The sequence below is a fragment of the Sphingomonas faeni genome, from assembly GCF_023195535.1.
Lineage (GTDB): Bacteria > Pseudomonadota > Alphaproteobacteria > Sphingomonadales > Sphingomonadaceae > Sphingomonas > Sphingomonas faeni_B.
On record NZ_JALPNF010000008.1, the window covers coordinates 52,070 to 72,625 of the forward strand.

Sequence of the window (20,556 nt, forward strand, 5' to 3'; positions counted from 1 at the left end):
GGAATAAGAGAGACCGATGAGCAACTTATTTCAGGCGGGTTTCGAGCGTTTGATGGGCAAATCAGGCAGGGTCGGGCTCGGATCCGCGGCGCGATCGGCCGAGCGGATCGCAGGCGATGCCTCGCGCGACATTCGAGACTGGGCGGGCGCGATCGATGCCTATCGCCGGCACCTTGAAACCTTTCCCGGCGATTTCGCGATCCAGGTGCAATTGGGGCACGCGCTGAAGGAGACCCGCGATTTCGTCGCGTCGATGGAGGCCTATCATGCCGCCTACAGGATCGATGCCCGCGACTCGGATCTGCTCGTCAACATCGGCCATCTGCACAAGATGCGTGGGCAGCAGGCGGCGGCATGCTTTGCGTATGTCGCGGGCTATGCGCTGGATGCCAATGTCGATGCGGCGACCGAACTCGGCGATCCGCAACTCGCCGCAGACATCGCGGTCGCCCGCAACGCCTTCTTCGCCGATCCGACCCGCGATCCGGTTGTCCTTGCCGCCGATCTACCGCCGCCCGCAGCGGCAGCGTCGCCAGACCCGAACCTGGTCCATGGCGACACGATCGGCTCGTCGCCCTTGTTCGACGAACGCTGGTATCGACAGCGGTACGACGTCGGCGCCGACATGGACGCTGCCCAGCATTATGCGACCGTCGGCGCCGCCGAGGGCCATGAACCGCATCGTCTGTTCGACAGCCGCTTCTATCGCTCGCAAGTCACGGGAGACCTGTCGCCGGGCGCCAACCTGCTCGATCATTTCCTGAAAGTCGGTGGGCCGAACGGGCTCGATCCGCATCCGCTGTTCGCCGGCGCCTGGTACCGCGAACAGCATCCCGACGCGGCCCGCGACGGCATCGTGGCGGTCCTTCACTATCTGACGACAGCGCCGGATCGCGCCGTCAGCCCGACGCCGCTGTTCGATGCGGCATGCTACCGGGGGTCGATGTCCGACATGGATCCGACGGACGGCGCGCTCATTCATTATCTGGACTATGGCGATGCCGCGGGCGTCACCCCGATCGCCGGGTTCCAGCCCGGTCGGGTTCTCGAAACCTTTGGGGGTTCGCCGATCGGAGGCGAAAGCGCGCTTGAACTATACGTGCATTTCATCGGCCGTGAGCAGGCGCTGGCCGGTGCGAAGTTCGACGAACTCCGGCCGTCCGAGTTCGGCGTCCGGCCACCACCGCTGCGCCTGGAAGCCGAGCGATCCGTCGACGAGCGGATCACCGCTGCGACCGAGGTGGTCCAGCGGCTGATCGGCAATCCCCCCGGCGGCGACGCGGGCCTGTTCCCCGACCGGTACGCTATGGCGAAGCTCGAATTGCTGCGTCGCGATCCCGCCCTGCTCGATGCCGCGGTCCGAGACCTCCACGCCGCCACCGCCGCCACGGCAACCGAGGTGGTGACGTTGTTCGGCGTGCTGCCGCTGCACGACATTGCGCCGAACGGCGGCGATGCGGATGTCCCGCCGGCCGGGGTGCCAGGGCGCTATCGGGCGAGCCAGCGTGATCTCGCCAGCCGGTTCCGCCTCGATCACGACCGCGTCGGCACGGTGACCGAGGGGGTAAGGATTTCCATCCTGCCGATCTACCGTTCGCCGATCCTCTACCTCGAGCGGGCGCTCCTGTCGGTGCTCGCGCAGACCTACGCCAATTGGGAATTGTGCATCGTCGACGACTGTTCGCGGGAAACCGCGTTGACGGACATCGTCGAGCGGTTCTGCGCGGGCGATGCGCGTATCAAGTTCGTTGGCGCCCGGCGCAACGGCGGGATTGCGGATGCCACCAACCGCGCGCTCGACCTGGCCACCAGCGAGTATGTCGCGTTGTTCGATCACGACGACATGCTGACGGTCGACGCGCTCGAAATCGTCGCGGCACGGATCGAAGCGGCGCCCGATACCGACTGGCTCTACAGCGACGAGTGCAAGATCGGGACCGACGACCAGCCCGACGAACTGCTGACCAAGCCCGACTGGAGTCCGGCGCTGCTGATGTCGGTGATGTATACCGGACACCTGTCGGTATATCGATCGTCGCTCGTCCGGTCGGTCGGTGGTTTTCGCAGCGCGTATGATTTCTCGCAGGATTACGATCTCGCGCTGCGCATTTCGGAGACCGCGCCGATCGTCCATCACATCCGCAAAATCCTGTACGGCTGGCGGATGATCGAGGGATCTGCCGCAAGCGGGGGCAAGCCCGAGGCACGGCGGACTAACATCGCTGCGGTCCAGGCGGCGATGGATCGCCGTGGCTGGGCCGGTCGCGCGATTGCGTTGCCGTCCTCGAACCGTTCGCAGGCCGACTATGCGACGTTCGATCAGCACGTCTCGATCATCATTCCGTCCGACGATTCCGCGCACATCGTCCGGACGGTGATGTCGATCGTCGCCTGGACCGCCTATTCCCGATACGAGATCGTGATCGTCACCAATTCCCGGACGGCCGCGCAGTGTCGCGAGTGGCTGGACGGACCGCGCATCCGCTTCGCGATCTTCGATGCGCCGTATAATTTCTCCGCGAAATGCAATGCCGGTGCTGCGATCGCGCAGGGCGACTATCTCGTGTTCCACAACGACGACGTGCTGGTCGTGACGCACGACTGGATCGAAGTTCTGCTGGAGCAACTCGTCCGTCCCGGGGTCGGCGGCGTCAGCCCCAAGCTGCTCTACGAGAACGGGCGTATCCAATATGCCGGCATGGCGGTTGGCCTGCGGCGACTGACGGGAACGACATTCCACGCCTTTCCCCGCAATACCGCGACCCATTTCAACCTGGCGCAATCGACCCGCGACGTCGGCCTGTTGTGTGGCGCGTGTTGCGCGATGCCGGCCAGCCTGTTTCGGGAGCTTGGCGGATGGGATGCGCAGAACGTCGGCATCGCGCATTCCGACGTCGATCTCAGCCTGCGGATGCGCGAGGCAGGATACCGGCTGGTCTACACGCCGCATGCCGAGCTGATCCATATCGGCCACGCGTCGATCGGCGCCGTGATCGGGGGCGATCCCGACCTGCCGCCGGGATCGCGCTGGAAAAAAAGCAAGGCCGACATCTTCCTGCTCAAGCGCTTTCCGGCGCTGATCGCCGACGATCCGTATTTTCCGCCGACGATGAGCGGGATCAGCTATGTGGATTCCCAAGAGCCCTATCGCATTCATCCCGGCAAGACGCGCTACGCGGGCAATGGACCCGACATCCTGATCCTGTCGCACGACCTGACCAACAGCGGTGCCCCGCGTGTCGCTGTGGACATGGCGATCGCGCTGAAACAGTCGGGCGCGTTCGTCGTCGTGACGTGCCCGACCGACGGCCCGATGCGCACCCGCCTTGCCGAGGCCGATATCCCCGTCATCATCGATGCGCTTGCACTGACCGGCACTGCGAGCTTCCGTGATTTCGCCTGCAATTTCGATACCGTGATCGTCAATACGGTCATCGGCTGGCGCGCCGTACAACAGCTAGATGCCGAAACGGAGCTACGCTGGTACATGCACGAAGCCGGGCTGATCGACGAGATGGTCCGCGACATCGACGGATTCCACGCAGTCCTGAAATCGGCGCGCAATATCCTCGCGGTCAGCACGCGGACCGCAGCGGCGTTACGCAGGCACGGCGTGGCGTCGCGTCTGCTGGAGACCGGAATCGCCGATCCGAGGGGCCTGTATCCGGTGGCCGCGCGGTCGGACGTCGTCCGGATCGGCGTGTTCGGGTCGTTCGAGCCCCGCAAGGGCCAGGATATCGCCGCGCAGGCCTTTGCGATGATCGAACCTGGCGTCCGCGCGAATGCCACGCTCGAGTTCTTCGGCCGCGATCACGATCCCGAGTTTCAGCAGAAGGTCCGGCGCACGTGGCAACGACAGGACGGCCTCCATTTCCACGGTGAAAAGGGGCATCCGGACTATTGGTATTGCTTGGCCGATATGGACATCGTGCTGGTCCCGTCGCGCGACGATCCGCTGCCGCTGGTGGCGTCCGACGCGCTCGCGCTGGGCAAGACGATCGTGTGCAGCGACAGCACCGGGACGTCCGATTATATCGAGCACGAGGTGTCGGGCTTCGTTTATCCCACCGCGCGCGCGGCCGATCTCGCCGCGATGCTGACCCGACTGATCGAGGATCGCGCGTTGCGGGAATCGGTGCGGGTGCCGGCACGCGCGGTCTACGAGGCGATGTTCACGATGACGGCGTTCACCGAGCGGCTGGCGGACCGGATCGCCCCTGTCGCCGTCGGAGCTTCGTAATCGCATCCGATGACGCTGTCGCTGCGCTGGTGGCGGGCGCCGATGCCGCGCGGGATCGCCGCGACTGGCTGGCGGCGGCGGATGGGTATCGGGCGGTGGTGCGCATGCAGCCGCGCAACGCCGGGTGGTGGGTGCAGCTGGGTCACGCGCTGAAGGAATCGGGTGGCCTGCAGGCGGCAGGCGATGCGTATCGGCGTGCGCTGTCGATCGATCGGTTCAACGCCGATACGCATCTTCAGCATGGTCATCTGCTCAAGATGCAAGACGACCGTGGCGGGGCGGTCGCCGCATATGCGCAGGCACTGCGGCTCGATCCGATGCTCGATTCCGCGCTTGGCGAACTCGTCCACCTCGGCGCTCGTGATCATATTCCAGCGGCTGTGATCGATCGTCAGGCGATGTGGCGCAGGCTCGACCGGGTGGCGGAGGCGTTGGCGGAAGCAAACGACGTTCTGCGCGCCTGGATCGGAACATCGGCGTATCCGATGGCGGCGTATGACAGATTTCGCTCGGATATCGCGGTCCGGCCGCCGCCGCCGCTTGCCACGTCGCTCGACGATCCGACAGCGCCGATGATGCTGGCGATCGATTGCCGGACAGCGACCGCGACCGCCGTGCGGGCCACATTGACGGCGTTGCTCGACCAATCGGATCGTTGCTGGGAAGCGCGGTTGGTCGAGGCGTCGGGGATCGCCAGCCATCCCGTGGCGAGCATGCTCGTAACCGACATGCGGATCGGGTTCGAAGACGCGGGGACATACGCGCAGCGACCGGGACTGTTGATCAGCATCGACGCGGGCGTCATCCTCCACCCGCATGCCCTGGCCTGGTTGCGCTATGCAGCGGCTCGGTCGGGCGCGGCCGCGGTAACGTGCGATCATGACCGCGCAAGACGCCATTGGGCGCGCGGTCAGCGTCATGCCGAACCGGTTCTCTACGGGGTCGACGATGCGTTCTTGCGTGCCGCCGTACCGCCTCCGCTCGTGGCGATGCGGGGAGACGCGGTGCCGCGACTGGGCGACTGCGCGGGTATTTCGGGCGCCTGTTTGCGTACCGGCATGACCGACGCCGCGCGGACGGTGCGATCGCCGGTGGTGCATGTTCCGCGTATCCTTGCGTCGATGCTCGACGATGGCGTGGAAAGGCCGATCGTACCGGGTTCGCGCGCTGGGCCGCCCGCCAGCCCCAGTGCCAGCCGCAGTGCCAGCCCCAGTGCCAGCCGCAGTGCCAGCCCCGGCCCCCCAGGTCCGCTTGCAGCGCGACGTTCGCGCATCGCCATCGTCATGCCCACGCGGGACGAAGCGGCGATGCTGGTCGGGGCGGTCGACAGTCTCCTCGCGATGGCTGACCTGCCCGATCGGATTATCGTGATCATCGTCGACAACCGGAGCCAGGAGCCCGCGACGCACGCCGTCCTTCGAGCACGCGCCGCGCGATCCGACCATGCCGTCGTGACGATGGACGAACCCTTCAACTGGTCGCGGGCGAACATGCTGGGTATCGCGGATCCGCTCGCGGCGGACTGCGACCTGCTGGTGTTTGCGAACAACGACGTCGTGATGCTGACGCAAGGCTGGGACCGCGCACTCGAACAGCAGTTGCACGATCCGCAGGTCGGGATCGTCGGGGCACGGTTGCTCTACCCGGACATGACCGTCCAGCATGCCGGCATCGTGATGGGCGCCGGCGAGGGGTTGCCGCTGCACGAGGGGCGCCATGCCGCGTTCGACGACCCGGGGCCGGGCGCACGGTATGTGACCCAGCATGACGCCGCCGCGGTGACGGGCGCATTCCTTGCCATGCGGCGCGACGTGCTGGCGCAGATCGGCGGGTTCGAGTGTGTGCGGCTGCCGATCGCCTATAACGATATCGACGTCTGTCTGCGCGCGCGCGCGGCGGGATACCGAGTGCGGTATTGCCCGCAGATCGAGTTGATCCACGACGAGTCGAAAACCCGGGGCCGGAGCCGCACAGCAGACGAAATGGCATGGGACGATGCCGAACTCGCGGATATCTATGCGCGCTGGGGCGAGGCGTTGACGATCGACCCGGGCCTTAATCCGCAATGGGCGCTGGGCGGCGCGCCGTTCGATGGCGTGCGAGAGCCCGGCCCGAGTGAGATCCTGGCGTTTATCGACCGGTCCGGACGCGCCGATCCGTGGCACGTGACGCCAGCATCGCTCTAGTGGCCGCGCGGACCCAAAGCGGCGAGCGAGCCGTTACACGGGCGTAATGGCATTATCCGACTCATCCGTACCCGAACCCGACGTCGACGACCTCAAGGCCGCCGATGCGCAGGACCTGCACCGCGCGGTTCGCGAGGAGGGGGAAGAGGAACTCGATCGCCCGGTTTCCTCGTTGTTCTTCTCGGCGCTTGCTGCGGGCATGGCGATCGCAAGTTCGCTGATCGCCGAGGGCGCGCTGCACGCCGCGTTGCCCGATACGCCTTGGCGGTCGATCATCGTGTCGCTCGGATATCCGATCGGATTTCTCGTCGTGATCCTCGGGCGGATGCAGTTGTTCACCGAGAGCACGATCACGGCGATGCTGCCATTGGTCACCAGGCCATCGGGCTGGGCATTGCGGCGCACGATGCGACTATGGATCGTCGTGCTGGGGGCAAATCTGCTGGGTACCGCGATCGCCGGTCTGGCGATCGCGACGGGTCTGCTCGGCGGGGCCGAACTGCGCACCGCGATGATCGAGGTGTCGCTTGCGATTACCGAACTTTCGGCATGGGCGACTTTCGTTAATGCTGTGCCGGCCGGGTTCATGATTGCGATCCTCGCATGGTCGCTGCCCAATGCACGCGAACAGGCATTCCTCGTGATCGGTGCGATTACCTATGTCGTGGCGATCGGCGGGTTCAGCCATTCCGTCGTTGGCTCGGTCGAAGCGTGGTTGCTGCTGTTCTCCGACCGGACCGAGATCGTGCAGACCATCGGGCTGATACTGCCAGCGATCCTTGGCAACCTGTTGGGCGGTGCGGGGTTGTTCGCGCTGTTGGCGCATGCGCAGGTACGTGGTGAAATGAACGGGCGGGATGAAAGTTGATGGGTGAAATCAAGCAGGCCGCCAAGGCCGTCGCCAAAGCGGATCGCGACGTTACCCACAAGGCGGCCGAGCATCGGGATAAACCGGTCGTGAAGGCAACCGGATTTCTGGCGGAGATCGGGGATCAGCCGCAGCTGGTCGTCACGTCGATCGGCACGGTCGTGATCGGCCTGATCTCACGGCGGCCCGATGTGATCCGCGGCGGGGTCCGCATGCTCGCCGCACACGCCGCGGCAACGTTCGTGAAGTCCGCGATCAAGAGTTCGATCGATCGCACCCGTCCGGCAACGGCGATCGAGGACGGCAAGGCGCGCTTCGAGCCGGGCAAAAGCGACGCGCATGAGCAGACCTCGTTTCCCTCCGGCCATACTGCGGGAGCCGTCGCGGTGGCGCGTGCGATAGCGCGGGACGTCGATGGGGCCGGGGCGCCCGCTGCGCTGATCTCCAGCGCGGTCGCAGCGGCTCAGCCGGTCAACGGCAAGCATTATCTCTCCGATCTCGTCGTCGGCGCTGCCGTCGGCTGGGTCGCAGAGGCGTTGGTCAGCGCGGTGTTCGACCGGATCGCGCCGGTGATCGAAGGCCAGGTCGCCGCGGCCACGGACCCCGCTAAGGCCTGATATTCTGGGCTGGCGCTTGCGATCGGCCAGTAAAAAAAAAGCCCCGCCCGACTGATCGGGCGAGGGTTTTTTCAACCGGTAAGGTCGAAAGCGATCAGGCGACGGCAGCCTTCAGCGCGTCGACCAGATCGGTCTTCTCCCAGGTGAACGTGTCACCCTGTGGCTCGCGACCGAAGTGGCCGTACGCTGCCGTCTTCTTGTAGATCGGCGCGTTGAGCTTGAGGTGCTCGCGGATGCCCTTCGGCGTCAGGCGAACGAGCTTCGGCAGGACCGCCTCGAGCTTGGCTTCCTCGACGGTACCGGTGCCATGCGTGTCGACATACACCGACAGTGGCTCGGCGATGCCGATCGCGTAGCTCAGCTGGATCGTGCAGCGACGGGCGAGGCCCGCAGCGACGACGTTCTTCGCGAGATAGCGGGCGACATACGCAGCCGAGCGATCGACCTTCGTGGGATCCTTGCCCGAGAATGCGCCGCCGCCATGCGGAGCGGCGCCGCCGTAGGTGTCGACGATGATCTTACGACCCGTCACGCCGGCGTCGCCGTCTGGGCCGCCGATCTCGAACTGGCCGGTCGGGTTGATGTAGATCGCGGTCTCGTCGGTGATGAAGCCGTCGGGCAGCACGTCCTTGAACACGCCCATGACATAGTCGCGCAGCACCGCATACTTGGCGGGATCGGCGTTATCGCCCTTCTCGCAATAGCCCGGTGCATGCTGCGTCGAGACGACCAGCGCGGTCGCGCCAACCGGCACTTCGTTCTCGTACGACAGCGTGACCTGGCTCTTGGCGTCGGGCTCGAGGAACGGCGCGGCGCCCGAATGACGGTCTTCGGCCATCTTGGCGAGGATCTTGTGGCTGTAATACAGCGTCGCGGGCATCAGGCCGGGGGTCTCGTCGGTCGCGTACCCGAACATGATGCCCTGGTCGCCGGCGCCCTCGTCCTTGTTGCCGCTCTCGTCGACGCCCATCGCGATGTGCGCGGACTGGCCGTGGAGGTTGTTCTCGAAGCGGAACGTCTCCCAGTGGAAGCCGGACTGCGCATAGCCGATTTCCTTGACGGTGTTGCGCACCGCAGCCTCGATCTCTTCCAGGACGCCATCGGCCCACTGGTCGTTCTCGTAGATGCCCTTGCCGCGGATTTCACCGGCGAGGACGACGAGCTGCGTGGTCGTCAGCGTCTCGCAGGCGATGCGCGCCTGCGGGTCCTTGGCGAGGAACAGGTCGACGATCGTGTCGCTGATCTGGTCGGCGACCTTGTCGGGATGGCCTTCGGAGACCGATTCGGAGGTGAAGAGAAAGGACTTGCGCATGAAACCTCTTCGCAAAGGCTCGCCCAGGAAAGTCCGGGGAGCGACATATAAGGAAAGCTTTATATGTCCTTCTAGCGCTGGCGACGGCGCAGGGCAACTGCGGTAACGAGCATCAATGCGGCCATGATCGCCGCCATCGCATTGCCGACGCGCGAGAATAGCGTGGGGGGCAGCGCCGAGGGCATCGGTCGCTCGATCGCGCCGGCGGTCTCATGCGGTACGGTCGCGACGAGGCGGCCGTCGGCGGCGATGATCGCGGAGATGCCGGTCGGCGTCGCGCGAAGGATCGGCAGCCCTTCTTCGATCGCACGCATCCGGGCTTGCGCGAGATGCTGCGGCGGCCCCCATTTGCCGAACCACGCGTCGTTCGAGGGATTGAACAGAATGCGGGGGCGGTGCGCGCGGTCGACGACCTCGCCCGAGAAGATGATCTCGTAGCAGATCTGCATCCCGATCGAGCCGAAGCCCGGCAGCGTCAGGTTCGCCGGGCCCTTGCCCGAGGTGAAGTCGATATCGCCGGGCACGAGCCGAGCGAGCCCGAGTGGCTTGAGCAGCCACGGCATCGGCAGATATTCGCCGTACGGCACCAAGTGCGCCTTGTCGTACCGCCCCCGTAGCCGCGCTTGCGCGTCAAGCGCGAACACCGAATTCGCCGCGCCAGAGATCTCATCCTTGGCGTTGAACTCGAGCGCGGTGCCGCCGATCAGCAGGATGTCGTCGGGGCCCAGTAGCCGCGCCATGCGGCGGCGGAGGTAGAGCGGGCTCGACCAGCCATATGCGTAGAACGGATAGCCGTCCTCGACGTAATCGCGCACCACGCCTTCGGGCCAGACGACGAGGCGGGGCGTGGCGCCGCCCTGGCCGCTAAGCTTTTCCAACGCAGAAAGTACGCGTTCGCCATCGGTTTCGCTGCGGTCTTCCTGACCGATATCGGGCTGGACTACGCGGACCAGCGGCGCGTTGGGGGCGGGGGGCGGCGCGTTCGTCCAGAGCGCGGAAAGTGCGGCGAGGCTCAGCGCGGGAATGGCAATCGCGGGCATGGTCCAACGGCGCACGGCGAGCAGCAGCAACGCACCCGCGGCGAGTATCGTGACTCCCGACAAGGCGTAGGTGCCGATCCAGGCCGACAGTCGCGCGACGCCGATCGCGGGCAACCAGACGACGCTCAGCGGATCCCAGGCATAGCCCGTGAACAGCGTCGCGCGGAGCCACTCGGTCGCGATCCAGGCGGCGCCGAAGACCAGCACGAACGTCGCATCGGGGCTGCCGGGTCGCCGTGCGATCCGCCACGCGAGTCCGGCCGCCAGCATCGGGAACAGCGCCAGATACAACGCCAGCCCGACCGCGGCGAAATAGCCCAGCACCGGCGGCATCGCGTCCTGGAAGTCGAACGCGTGCTGGAACCAGTTGTTGTTCACGGTGAAATGCCCAAGCCCCAACATCCACCCGCGCCAGAGGGTGTTGCGCAGGGTCGGAGCATCGTGGACGAGCTTCATCCACACCGCGAACGCGATCAGCGTCAGCGGCCATCGGTCGAGCGGAGCGAAGCCGGTGGCGGCGATCGCGCCGAGGATGAGGCAGGCGAGGGCGGGGAAACGGGTCACGCTGGCGCTATGGCGTGGCGGGGAAGAGGGGGCAATGTTTTCGGTGGGATGGGGGTGGTGCGGCCGCCGCCTAGTACCTCCCTGGCGAAGGCCGGGGCACAATTGGAAAGGTCGCAGTAACGACGCGCTGCCCTTCGTTAGCAACGTCCCCCAATTGGGCCCCGGCCTCCGCCGGGGTGGTGGCGTGTGGGGCGGTATGTGCCGCCCCATTCCTGTTTCCCCGCGAAGGCGGGGACCCAGACTGGGCTCCCGCCTTCGCGGGAGAACAAGGTTTTACGCGGCACGCTCGTATCGGTGATCTCGCCCCACGCAATCCCCCGGGTCGACGAACCCGCCATCCCAACCTATCCTCCGCCGCATGACCCTACGCCCCTTCCACCTCGCCTTCCCGGTCCACGACCTCGCCGCCGCGCGCACCTTCTACGGCGCGACGCTCGGCTGTCGCGAAGGTCGCTCCAGCGACCAGTGGATCGATTTCGACCTGTTCGGCCACCAGATCGTTGCGCATCTCGACCCCTCGGCCAAACCCGTCGCGGTCGCCAATGCGGTCGATGGCCACGCCGTCCCCGTGCCGCATTTCGGCGTCGTCCTGACGATGGACGACTGGACCACGCTGTCGGAACGCGTCACCGCGGCCGGCGTAAAGTTCGGGATCGCGCCCTATGTCCGCTTCAAGGGCGAGCCCGGCGAGCAGGCGACGATGTTCTTTTGCGATCCCAGCGGCAACGCTCTCGAGTTCAAGGCGTTCGCCAACGACGACATGCTTTTCGCGACTTAAGGACTATTCATGGCCAACCCCATCACCGTCGACGTTCCCCATCAGCTCGGCAAGGCGGCAGTCCGCGCGCGACTCGACGGCGGCATCGACAAGATCAGCGCCAGCATCCCCGGCGGGTCGGTGACCGACCATCGCTGGGACGGCGACACGCTGCACTTCACCATCCAGGCGATGGGCCAGACGATCGCCAGCGCGGTTACGGTGTTCGAGACCAACGTCCACGCGGTCGTCGACCTGCCCGGCATCCTCGGGCTGTTCGCGAGCAAGATCCAGGACATGATCCGCAAGGAAGCCCCGAAGCTCCTGCGCTGACCCCGACTAGCCGACACCGACTACTAGCCTACACAGACAGGGCGCCGGAGGCGGATCAGGCCTCCGGCGCGCGCCGATACAGCGCGAACGCAGCCTTGGCGCCGGCGACCGCGTCCGCGACCCAGGCCTCGTCGGCAGGCTGCCGGTCGATCGCGGCCAGCAACGCGCGCCATTCGCCGGACAGGTGTTTGGCGCCGAGATACGCCGACGGCATGTCGTCGGGCACCGATCGCGACAACATGATGCCGCCGAGCCGCGAGCCCTCGACCACGTACATCGCACCCCAGCCGGCCGCTTCGCTCGGCGCCAGGTCGAAGGCCATCGGCGTCGGCATCTCCTCGCCCAGCGCGGCGAGATCGGCGGCAAGCGCCTCACTCCGAGATCGGACCGCGGCAAGACCCGGAATGCCGTCCAGCCAAGCCTCCACGGCCGGCAACGCCCTGGCATGCGCGAGCAGGAACGCGCGGTAATCGTCCGCATCGTTCAGATCATAGCGTCCGAACCCGGCATCGACCGCGTCGTGATCGCTCGCCGTCGCCGCCCGGAGTCGCGCGACGGTCGATGCTGCCTCGATCAACAGCAGCGCCCGCCGCCCTTGCTGCCGTACCGCGCCTCCTGCCGATCGCGGAAGAACGCGCGTTCGTCCATCGGCGCGTGGTCCGGGTGGCGCTCGGCCATGTGCTGGCGATACGCCGTGTAGGACGGCACGCCGACCATCAGCAGCGCGGTCTCGCGCGCCTTTGCGTAGAGCGCGCGAATCATTCCGCGGCCACCAGCTGGGGCGGGACTTCGGTGACGGTCGGCCTGTCGATCTTCAGCGCCGCGAGGCATGTACGGATGCCGAAGAACACGATGGAGAGCACCACAGCAAGGAACAGCGCGCACAGCCCGGCGTCGATCCGGTCATTGAGCACGATCCGCTGCATCTCCGCCATCGTCTTGGCCGGCGCGAGCAACTCACCGCGTGCCGCCGCGTCGGCGAACTTCGACGCATGCGCAAGGAAGCCGACCTTCGGATCGCTCGCGAACAGCTTCATCAGCCCGGCGGTGATCGTGCACAGGCACAGCCACGCAGCAGGCAGGATCGTCACCCACGCGTAGCGCTGGCGCTTCATCCGGAACAGCACGACGGTGGCGAGCACGAGCGCGACTGCCGCCAGCATCTGGTTCGAGATCCCGAACAACGGCCACAGCGTGTTCACGCCGCCCAATGGATCGGTGACGCCCTGGTACAGGAAGAAGCCCCAGGCGGTCACGCAGAGCGCGGTCGCGATCAGGCCGGGCACGATCGCCGAGGCATTGCGGAACGACGGTACCGCGAGCCCGATCAGGTCCTGCAACATGAACCGCCCGGCGCGGGTGCCCGCATCGACCGCGGTGAGGATGAACAGCGCCTCGAACAGGATCGCGAAATGATACCAGAACGCCTTCATCGCCTGCCCGCCGATCAGGTTGCTGAAGATTTCCGCCATCGCCACCGCCAGCGTCGGCGCGCCGCCCGTCCGCGAGACGATCGTGGTTTCGCCGACATCCTTCGCGGTCTGCGCCAGCAGTTCGGGGGTGATCGGGAAGCCCATCGCGGTGACGGCCGTGGCGGCGGAGGCGAAGTCGGTGCCGACCACCGCCGCGGGGCTGTTCATCGCGAAATACACGCCGGGATCGAGGATCGACGCGCCGACCAGCGCCATGATCGCGACGAAGCTCTCCATCAGCATCGCGCCATAGCCGATGAACTGCGCGTCGCCTTCGCTGGCGATCAGCTTCGGCGTGGTGCCGCTGGCGATCAGTGCGTGGAAGCCGGAGACGGCACCGCACGCGATCGTGATGAACAGGAACGGGAAGAGCCCACCCGACCAGACCGGGCCGGATCCGTCGATGAACGGGGTCAGCGCAGGCATCCGCAGTGGCGGCGCGACGACGGCGATGCCGATCGCCAGCGCGACGATCGCGCCGATCTTGAGGAAGGTCGAGAGGTAGTCGCGGGGTGCGAGCAGCAGCCACACCGGGAGGACGGAGGCGACCGCGCCGTAGCCGACCATGAGGACGCAGAGCTGCACCGGGGTGAGCGTGAACAGCGGTGCGAGGGTCGGCGAGGCGGCGACGGCGCCGCCATAGACGATCGCGGCGAGCAGCCCGATGACGCCGAGAACGGAGACTTCGCCGACCTTTCCGGGCCGGATCCAGCGGGTGTAGATCCCCATCAGGAAGGCCAGCGGGATCGTCGCGGCGACCGTGAAGAGGCCCCATGGGCTGCCCGCGAGCGCGCGGACGACGATCAGCGCGAGCACGGCGAGGATGATGACCATGATCGCGAACGCGCCGATCAGCGCGATCACGCCGGGAATCGCACCCATCTCCATCCGGATGAGTTCACCGAGCGAGCGCCCGTCGCGGCGCATCGAGATGAACAGGATCATGAAGTCCTGCACCGCGCCTGCGAGCACGACGCCGGCGAGGATCCAGAGCGTGCCGGGGAGGTAGCCCATCTGCGCGGCGAGTACCGGACCGACGAGCGGCCCAGCGCCGGCGATGGCGGCGAAGTGATGCCCGAACAGGACGTTGCGGTCGGTCGCGACGTAATCGAGTCCGTCGGCGCGGCGCAGCGCCGGGGTTTGCCGCGACGGGTCGAGCTGCATCACATGCCGCGCGATGTAGCGCGCGTAGAAGCGGTACGCGATCAGCTGGACCGAGACCGCAGCGGTCACGATCCACAGCGCGTTGACATGCTCGCCCCGCTCGAACGCGACGACCGCAAGCGCGCAGGCCCCGAGCAGGGCAAGCGCGCCCCAACCGATCTTCTCGCGTAATGTCATTGCGCTCGCCCTCCCGTGCGGTCCGTCCTGCGCGACATCGCGTATTCGGGAGGCGAGCGCTAGCCTAGATTAGCTCAGGCACCCGGCGCACAGCCCCACCTCGGCGGAGGCCGGGGCCCAGTTGGCAAGGTGGCCGTAACGGAGCGGGGGAGTCGTCATCACCGTCCCCCAACTGGGCCCCGGCCTCCGCCGGGGTGGAGCGCTTGGTTGATGCGGTCCAAGCTTCATTGCCGGCGGATCTGATATTTGGGCGGGTTCGACGTTCGGCGCTCGGCGCTCGGCGCTCGGCGTTGGGTCGCCCAGCCACCCAGCCACCCCCTCTTCCGTCACCCCGGCGGAGGCCGGGGCCCACCGTTCCGCATACTCCACGGACCGCGAGCATGCGGAACGGTGGATGCCGGAACGAGCCCGGCATGACGGGGCAGGGCGCGCTCGCATGACGGGTTCCTGCTCGGACGGTCCGCACACACTTCGCTCCCCTCCCTGGAAGGGAGGGGCTGGGGATGGGTTGGTCGGCTTAAGCCACGACCGTCGGGCCTTGGGGAAGCCGACCCACCCCCGACCCCTCCCTTCCAGGGAGGGGGGAAGAGGGCATTTCAGCCCATCAGCCGGACATCAGCCCCCAAACTCAAACCTGCGAGTGATGCCCCTTCAGCTCGTCCCCGACGATCCGCACCACATGGAGCACGTTGGTCGACCCAGGCGTCCGGAACGGTACGCCCGCGAGCACGATCACCCGGTCGCCGGCCTTGGCCATACCGTGTCGCAACGCCATCCGCTTCGACTTCGCGACCATGTCCTCGAACGACTCGACGTCGCGGGTGTGAACCGCGTGCGTCCCCCACAACAGCCCGAGCCGCCGCGCGGTATCCTGGTTCGGGGTGAGCACCAGCAGCGGCACCGAAGGCCGCTCGCGCGCGATCCGGCGGGCGGTCGAGCCCGACGTCGTGAAGCAGATGATCGCCACCGCCGACACGGTCGCAGCGATGTTCTTCGCCGCCTCGGCCAGCGCATCCGCCGTCGTCGGATCGGGCTTCATGACGGTGAAATGCATCCGGTCGCCGTGTTCCGGGTCCGCCTCGACCGATACGCCGATCGCATCCATCATCGCCACCGATTCGACCGGCCACGCGCCCGCCGCACTCTCCGCCGACAGCATGATCGCGTCGGCGCCGTCATAGACCGCGGTCGCGACGTCGGACACTTCGGCGCGGGTCGGCGACGGCGAGGTGATCATCGATTCGAGCATCTGCGTCGCGACCACCACCGGGCGACCCATCCGCCGCGAAACCTCGACGATGCGCTTCTGCAACGGTGGCACCGCCTGCGGCGGCATCTCTACGCCGAGATCGCCGCGCGCGACCATTACGCCGTCACAGGCCTCGACGATCTCCTCGAGCCGCTCGATCGCCGCCGGCTTCTCGATCTTCGCAAGCAGCGCCGCCTTGCCGCCAATCAGCTTGCGCGCTTCCCAGAGATCTTCCGGACGTTGCACGAACGAGAGCGCGATCCAGTCGACGCCCTGGTCGACCGCGAAATCGAGGTCGCTGCGATCCTTCTCGGTCAGCGCCGCCATCGGCAGCACGACGTCGGGGACGTTCAGCCCCTTGCTGTTCGACAGTGCGCCGCCGACCTCGACCCGCGTCGTGATCTGCGTCGGGCCGTGCGAGACGACGCGGAGCACCAGCTTGCCGTCGTCGAGCAACAGCCGGGCACCCGGCTCGATCGCCACGAAGATCTCGTCATGCGGCAGTTCGACGCGGGTCGCATCGCCCGGCGTCTTGTCGCGGTCGAGTACGAACGTCGACCCGGTCTCCAGCACGGTCCGCCCGCCCTCGAACTTGCCGACGCGCAGTTTCGGGCCCTGCAAATCGGCAAGGATGGTCGATGGCCGGCCGAATTCCTTCTCCAGCGCGCGAATCGCCTGGATCACGGCGATCTTCGAGTGCTGGTCGCCGTGGCTCATGTTGATGCGGAATGCGTCGGCGCCGGTGCGGAACAGCGTTGCGATCATCTCGGGCGTGCTGCTGGCGGGCCCGAGCGTCGCGAGGATGCGGACTTTCCGCGAACGGGGTGCGATGGCCATGGTCATGCTTGCGTTTCCTGGGGAAGGTCTTTGCCGCGACGGGCCTTAGCCCCTATCTGCGCTGGATCAACCACGGAGCGTATAAATGACCCCCGATCGCCTCGATACATTGGACGATGCCGTAGCGGCGCAAGCGTTCCGTCGCCTCGTTCGCCATCTCCGCCACCGCGATGACGCGCAGAATGTCGACCTGATGGGGCTGGCCGGGTTTTGTCGCAATTGCCTGTCGGACTGGGTCGAGGAAGCAGGCGGCCTGTCGAAGGATGACGCGAGGGAGACGGTGTACGGAATGCCGTACGCGGAGTGGAAGGCGCACCATCAGGGCGACGCGAGCCCCGAGCAGCTCGAACGGATGAAGGCGAGCGTCGCGAAGAACGCGCCGTTCGATTCAGGCGATTGAGCCAAGCACGGTAAACGCCTAGACGCCGTCCCGCACCAGCAGCGGCATGATTCACGACGTCGTGAGACGGCGGTCACCGGTGCGGGCTTGTATCTCGATTGGCTTTTGGGCCGGCGCGTGGCGCTGGCGAGTGGGGAATTTTCGATGTCTGACGAACGGCAACACGGCATGGGCGGCGGCGCAGTCGCAGCGGACGAACTGCGCCTGCTGATCGAGCGCGCCGAGCGTCTCGAGGAAGAGAAGAAGGGTATCTCGGACGACATCAAGGACGTGATGGCCGAAGCCAAGGGCCGTGGCTACGACCCCAAGGCGATCCGCAAGATCCTGTCGATCCGGAAGAAGAAGAAGGAAGAATATCAGGAGGAGGAGGCAATCCTCGAGGTGTATCTCCAGGCTTTGGGGATGATCTGAGCATCGTCCGATTGAGCCGTCATCCCAGCGAAAGCTGGGATATTCCGCGGCGAGGAGCGTGTCCAAATTACGCAGCGCCGGTTATGTGACCGGCCGCGTTCCTCCTCGCCGCGGGAGATCCCAGCGTTCGCTGGGATGACGGTTATAATTTCGGCCGCGCCGAGAAGGCCGTTCAGTGCAACTGGTCGTAGAGATCCAGCCACTCCGGATTGATCGTGGCGATCAGCTCGTCCTTCCACGACCGTTTCCACGCCTTGAGCATCTTCTCGCGAGCGATCGCATCCTGGATCGTTTCGTGCTGCTCGGCGAATACGAGGATCTTGAGTCCGTACCGCCTGCAATAGGCCGACCCGGTATCCATTCGATGCTGATGAACCCGGGACGCCAGATACGCGGTGACGCCGATGTACAACATGCCGAATGGCTTGTTCGCCATCATGTAGACCCAGCCGCCCTGCGCCATGCCCGCCCCCCATCCATCATCCCAGATTCAATCGTCATCCCAGCGAAAGCTGGGATCTCCTGCGGCGAGGAGGAACGCGCCCCGTCCAATATCCCGTACCAAGTGGGACGGGGGCGCTCCTAGCCGCGGAATATCCCAGCTTTCGCTGGGATGACGGGGGAGTCAAATTTTACGCAGCCTCAGCCGGCAGCGTCGTCCAGCCCAGCCCCGGGATCGTGATCGAGCGCTTGCCGGCCAGATCGGTACGGCAAACGATCAGTTCGCGGCTCTCGATATAGCCGATCAGCCGCTTCACGCGGCCGATTGAACTCGTGCCGTAGGTTGCTGCAATGCGCGCGTCCGAGGGACACGGCTCGCCTTCGCGCGCCGCGCGCGCGACCAGCAGGAACGCTCCGAGCATGTCGTCGGGCAACCCGCTCGCGACGTCCAGCGCGGCGGTCCAGGCCTCGTCGGTCATGTCGAAGATCCCCGCGCGGGCACAACTGAGACGCCGCACGAAACCAGGCAAATCCAGCGGCGGCTTGGCGAGCCCCCCCATCCGACAGCGCACCTGGAAATCCTGGAACAGCACCGATGGCGGCCGCAACGTCGACTCCGGATCCTCGACGATCGCGCGGAAGACGTCGGCATACACCGCTTCGACCTCGTCGTCGGTCTTTTCCGGCGGCGGTGGCGCGGCGGTACGCGGATCGGGCGGGCGGGCGATGCCGTCGAGCAGTTCCTCCGCCGGCACGCGACGCGGGCGCGAATCGAACATCAGGCCCAGTTCTGGGGCGTCGACCACCGGCTCGGACAGCAGGTCCTGCAGGTCCATCGGCGCGGCGCTGGGGAGGGGGGTGAGCTTGGGGCTGCCGCTCCGCGCGGACGTCGCGACGTCGCCGATCTTCACCGTGATCGGTCGCCGTGAGACTGCCGGCCCGAGCGCCATGAACGTACCGCGCTGGAGATCGCGAATCGCTTCGGCCTGACGCCGCTCCATGCCGAGCAGATCGGCGGCACGTGCCATGTCGATGTCGAGGAAGGTGCGGCCCATCAGGAAGTTCGACGCTTCCGCCGCGACGTTCTTCGCCAGTTTCGCGAGGCGCTGCGTCGCGATCACGCCGGCGAGGCCGCGCTTACGCCCGCGGCACATCAGGTTGGTCATCGCCGCCAGCGACGCGCGGCGCACTTCCTCCGACACTTCGCCACCAGTGACAGGCGCGAACATCTGCGCCTCGTCGACGACCACCAGTACCGGATACCAATGCTCGCGCGGGGCATCGAACAGCGCGGACAGGAACGATGCGGCGCACCGCATCTGCCCCTCGACCTCCAGCCCTTCGAGGCTCAGCACAGCCGACGTCCGATGTTCGCGCAACCGCGTGGCGATCCGCGAAATCTCGCGTTCGCTATAGTCGCCCGCCTCGATCACGACATGGCCGTGCGGCCCCGCGAGCGTCACGAAATCGCCTTCCGGATCGATCACGATTTGCTGGACATGCCCCGCCGATCGCTCGAGCAGCCGGCGCAGCAGATGCGATTTCCCCGAGCCCGAATTGCCCTGCACCAACAGGCGGGTGGCGAGTAGTTCCTCCAGGTCGACGCCGACGGCAGTACCATTGCCGTCGGTGCCCATATTCACGCTAACCGTCATGCCGCGCGTTTGGCAGGTGCGGGCGTGTCGGAGCAAGGAGTCTTTGTGGGGTGCAGCTATTCAGCGTCGCGATCCTCCCCCGCCAGGGGGAGGTGGCTGGCGCTTGCCAGACGGAGGGGGAGGAAAGGGCAACGCCTGTTCCGTGTCCTCCCCCTCCGACGCTTCGCGCCACCTCCCCCTGGCGGGGGAGGATGAGCAAGGCTCCGTCGCACCCAGGGCTTTGCGCGCTGGAATAATCCGCAATCCCGGCTAGGCCTTGGGGCATGGCCACACATTCCCCGCTCGCCGATCTCTCGCAACGCCTGCTCGGCAAGGCGCCGGACGATCTCGACGAGGAGGAGCGCCGTGTCCTCGCCGGTATAGAATCGGGTACGACCGTCAGTCGCGACGCCGCCGACGTCTCGGACGAACAGGCGACTTTCGGCGAGCGGCTGTCCGACCGCGTCGCGAAGATCGGCGGGTCGTGGGCGTTCATCATCGCCTTCACGCTGGTGCTGATCGGCTGGATGCTGCTGAATTCGGACATCCTCGCGCATTTCGGCCGGGCGTTCGATCCGTATCCCTACATCTTCCTCAACTTGCTGCTGTCGACCGTCGCGGCGATCCAGGCGCCGGTGATCATGATGAGCCAGAACCGGCAATCGGCGAAGGATCGCCTCGCCGCCAGCCTCGATTACGAGACCAATTTGCGCGCGGAGCTCGACATCCTGCGCATCCATCACAAGATCGACCATCTCGTGCTGGCCCGGCTCGACGCGATCGAGCAGAAGATAGACGGTCTGGCGAAAAGCGCCCCCGGAGCCTAAGAGCGGCGCTTCAGGCTATTAGAGGCA

General features: G+C 66.4%; 17 protein-coding genes. 9 read left to right on the plus strand and 8 right to left on the minus strand.

Features of this window, described 5'->3' with window-relative positions; translation table 11 throughout:
• Window positions 1–16: 16 nt before the first annotated feature.
• The 4 genes from SPHN_RS14460 to SPHN_RS14475 are packed head-to-tail and all read left to right on the plus strand — an operon-like array spanning window position 17 to window position 7,911.
• On the plus strand, window positions 17–4,240 hold the full coding sequence (locus tag SPHN_RS14460) for a glycosyltransferase (protein WP_248524427.1): 4,224 nt from the start codon (window positions 17–19) through the stop codon (window positions 4,238–4,240).
• 29 nt (window positions 4,241–4,269) lie between these two features.
• A complete protein-coding gene (locus tag SPHN_RS18520) occupies window positions 4,270–6,426 on the plus strand; it encodes a glycosyltransferase (protein ID WP_248524428.1) in 2,157 nt (718 codons plus the stop codon).
• Between the two features lie 46 nt (window positions 6,427–6,472).
• Window positions 6,473–7,294 (plus strand): formate/nitrite transporter family protein, encoded by an 822-nt coding sequence (locus SPHN_RS14470; protein ID WP_248524429.1) that lies wholly within the window; start codon window positions 6,473–6,475, stop codon window positions 7,292–7,294.
• On the plus strand, window positions 7,294–7,911 hold the full coding sequence (locus tag SPHN_RS14475; RefSeq protein WP_248524430.1) for a phosphatase PAP2 family protein: 618 nt from the start codon (window positions 7,294–7,296) through the stop codon (window positions 7,909–7,911). The genes SPHN_RS14470 and SPHN_RS14475 overlap by 1 nt, the downstream gene beginning before the upstream one ends.
• Window positions 7,912–8,005: 94 nt before the next feature.
• Here SPHN_RS14475 and metK read toward each other — a convergent pair whose 3' ends face one another.
• Both metK and lnt read right to left on the minus strand, forming a co-directional pair.
• Window positions 8,006–9,223, minus strand: a complete 1,218-nt coding sequence (gene metK / locus SPHN_RS14480) for a methionine adenosyltransferase (protein ID WP_248524431.1) — start codon at window positions 9,221–9,223, stop codon at window positions 8,006–8,008.
• A 71-nt stretch (window positions 9,224–9,294) separates the two neighbouring features.
• The gene (gene lnt / locus SPHN_RS14485) at window positions 9,295–10,827 is read right to left on the minus strand and encodes an apolipoprotein N-acyltransferase (protein ID WP_248524432.1); all 1,533 of its coding nucleotides are present in this window, start codon (window positions 10,825–10,827) and stop codon (window positions 9,295–9,297) included.
• A 358-nt stretch (window positions 10,828–11,185) separates the two neighbouring features.
• Here lnt and SPHN_RS14490 point away from each other — a divergent pair, with 358 nt between their 5' ends.
• Both SPHN_RS14490 and SPHN_RS14495 read left to right on the plus strand, forming a co-directional pair.
• Window positions 11,186–11,605 carry a VOC family protein gene (locus SPHN_RS14490; protein WP_248524433.1) on the plus strand — a complete coding sequence of 140 codons (420 nt, stop codon included), beginning with the start codon at window positions 11,186–11,188 and terminating at the stop codon, window positions 11,603–11,605.
• A gap of 9 nt (window positions 11,606–11,614) precedes the next feature.
• Window positions 11,615–11,917: a polyhydroxyalkanoic acid system family protein gene (locus SPHN_RS14495; RefSeq protein WP_056411856.1), complete on the plus strand. Its 303-nt coding sequence runs from the start codon at window positions 11,615–11,617 to the stop codon at window positions 11,915–11,917.
• Window positions 11,918–11,972: 55 nt separating this feature from the next.
• On the opposite strand, the gene SPHN_RS14500 is transcribed toward SPHN_RS14495, so the two are convergent.
• The 4 genes from SPHN_RS14500 to pyk all read right to left on the minus strand — a co-directional run bounded on the left by SPHN_RS14500 (window position 11,973) and on the right by pyk (window position 16,822).
• Window positions 11,973–12,494, minus strand: coding sequence for a biliverdin-producing heme oxygenase (locus SPHN_RS14500; protein WP_248524434.1), 522 nt, complete (start codon window positions 12,492–12,494; stop codon window positions 11,973–11,975).
• Window positions 12,491–12,679 (minus strand): YbdD/YjiX family protein, encoded by a 189-nt coding sequence (locus tag SPHN_RS14505; protein WP_248524435.1) that lies wholly within the window; start codon window positions 12,677–12,679, stop codon window positions 12,491–12,493. The genes SPHN_RS14500 and SPHN_RS14505 overlap by 4 nt, the downstream gene beginning before the upstream one ends.
• Window positions 12,676–14,730 carry a carbon starvation CstA family protein gene (locus SPHN_RS14510; RefSeq protein ID WP_248524436.1) on the minus strand — a complete coding sequence of 685 codons (2,055 nt, stop codon included), beginning with the start codon at window positions 14,728–14,730 and terminating at the stop codon, window positions 12,676–12,678. The genes SPHN_RS14505 and SPHN_RS14510 overlap by 4 nt, the downstream gene beginning before the upstream one ends.
• 628 nt (window positions 14,731–15,358) lie before the next feature.
• Window positions 15,359–16,822: a pyruvate kinase gene (pyk, locus tag SPHN_RS14515; RefSeq protein ID WP_248524437.1), complete on the minus strand. Its 1,464-nt coding sequence runs from the start codon at window positions 16,820–16,822 to the stop codon at window positions 15,359–15,361.
• A 79-nt stretch (window positions 16,823–16,901) separates the two neighbouring features.
• Between pyk and SPHN_RS14520 the strand changes: the two genes are divergently transcribed.
• Window positions 16,902–17,216 carry a DUF1244 domain-containing protein gene (locus tag SPHN_RS14520; RefSeq protein WP_248524438.1) on the plus strand — a complete coding sequence of 105 codons (315 nt, stop codon included), beginning with the start codon at window positions 16,902–16,904 and terminating at the stop codon, window positions 17,214–17,216.
• 168 nt (window positions 17,217–17,384) lie between these two features.
• Window positions 17,385–17,627, plus strand: a complete 243-nt coding sequence (locus SPHN_RS14525) for a DUF2312 domain-containing protein (protein ID WP_197942503.1) — start codon at window positions 17,385–17,387, stop codon at window positions 17,625–17,627.
• Between the two features lie 172 nt (window positions 17,628–17,799).
• On the opposite strand, the gene SPHN_RS14530 is transcribed toward SPHN_RS14525, so the two are convergent.
• On the minus strand, window positions 17,800–18,090 hold the full coding sequence (locus SPHN_RS14530) for a GIY-YIG nuclease family protein (protein WP_248524439.1): 291 nt from the start codon (window positions 18,088–18,090) through the stop codon (window positions 17,800–17,802).
• A 169-nt stretch (window positions 18,091–18,259) separates the two neighbouring features.
• A complete protein-coding gene (locus SPHN_RS14535; RefSeq protein WP_248524440.1) occupies window positions 18,260–19,723 on the minus strand; it encodes an ATP-binding protein in 1,464 nt (487 codons plus the stop codon).
• 263 nt (window positions 19,724–19,986) lie between these two features.
• On the opposite strand from SPHN_RS14535, the gene SPHN_RS14540 reads away from it, so the two are divergent.
• Window positions 19,987–20,529: a DUF1003 domain-containing protein gene (locus SPHN_RS14540; protein ID WP_248524441.1), complete on the plus strand. Its 543-nt coding sequence runs from the start codon at window positions 19,987–19,989 to the stop codon at window positions 20,527–20,529.
• Window positions 20,530–20,556 lie beyond the last annotated feature (27 nt).

Coding starts and splice junctions, on each gene's coding strand:
- SPHN_RS14460 (WP_248524427.1), top strand. CDS start 17: ATGAGCAACTTATTTCAGGCGGGTTTCGAGCGTTTGATGGGCAAATCA.
- SPHN_RS14470 (WP_248524429.1), top strand. CDS start 6,473: ATGGCATTATCCGACTCATCCGTACCCGAACCCGACGTCGACGACCTC.
- SPHN_RS14475 (WP_248524430.1), top strand. CDS start 7,294: ATGGGTGAAATCAAGCAGGCCGCCAAGGCCGTCGCCAAAGCGGATCGC.
- metK (WP_248524431.1), bottom strand. CDS start 9,223: ATGCGCAAGTCCTTTCTCTTCACCTCCGAATCGGTCTCCGAAGGCCAT.
- SPHN_RS14490 (WP_248524433.1), top strand. CDS start 11,186: ATGACCCTACGCCCCTTCCACCTCGCCTTCCCGGTCCACGACCTCGCC.
- SPHN_RS14495 (WP_056411856.1), top strand. CDS start 11,615: ATGGCCAACCCCATCACCGTCGACGTTCCCCATCAGCTCGGCAAGGCG.
- SPHN_RS14505 (WP_248524435.1), bottom strand. CDS start 12,679: ATGATTCGCGCGCTCTACGCAAAGGCGCGCGAGACCGCGCTGCTGATG.
- SPHN_RS14510 (WP_248524436.1), bottom strand. CDS start 14,730: ATGACATTACGCGAGAAGATCGGTTGGGGCGCGCTTGCCCTGCTCGGG.
- pyk (WP_248524437.1), bottom strand. CDS start 16,822: ATGACCATGGCCATCGCACCCCGTTCGCGGAAAGTCCGCATCCTCGCG.
- SPHN_RS14520 (WP_248524438.1), top strand. CDS start 16,902: ATGACCCCCGATCGCCTCGATACATTGGACGATGCCGTAGCGGCGCAA.
- SPHN_RS14525 (WP_197942503.1), top strand. CDS start 17,385: ATGGGCGGCGGCGCAGTCGCAGCGGACGAACTGCGCCTGCTGATCGAG.
- SPHN_RS14530 (WP_248524439.1), bottom strand. CDS start 18,090: ATGGCGCAGGGCGGCTGGGTCTACATGATGGCGAACAAGCCATTCGGC.
- SPHN_RS14535 (WP_248524440.1), bottom strand. CDS start 19,723: ATGACGGTTAGCGTGAATATGGGCACCGACGGCAATGGTACTGCCGTC.
- SPHN_RS14540 (WP_248524441.1), top strand. CDS start 19,987: ATGGCCACACATTCCCCGCTCGCCGATCTCTCGCAACGCCTGCTCGGC.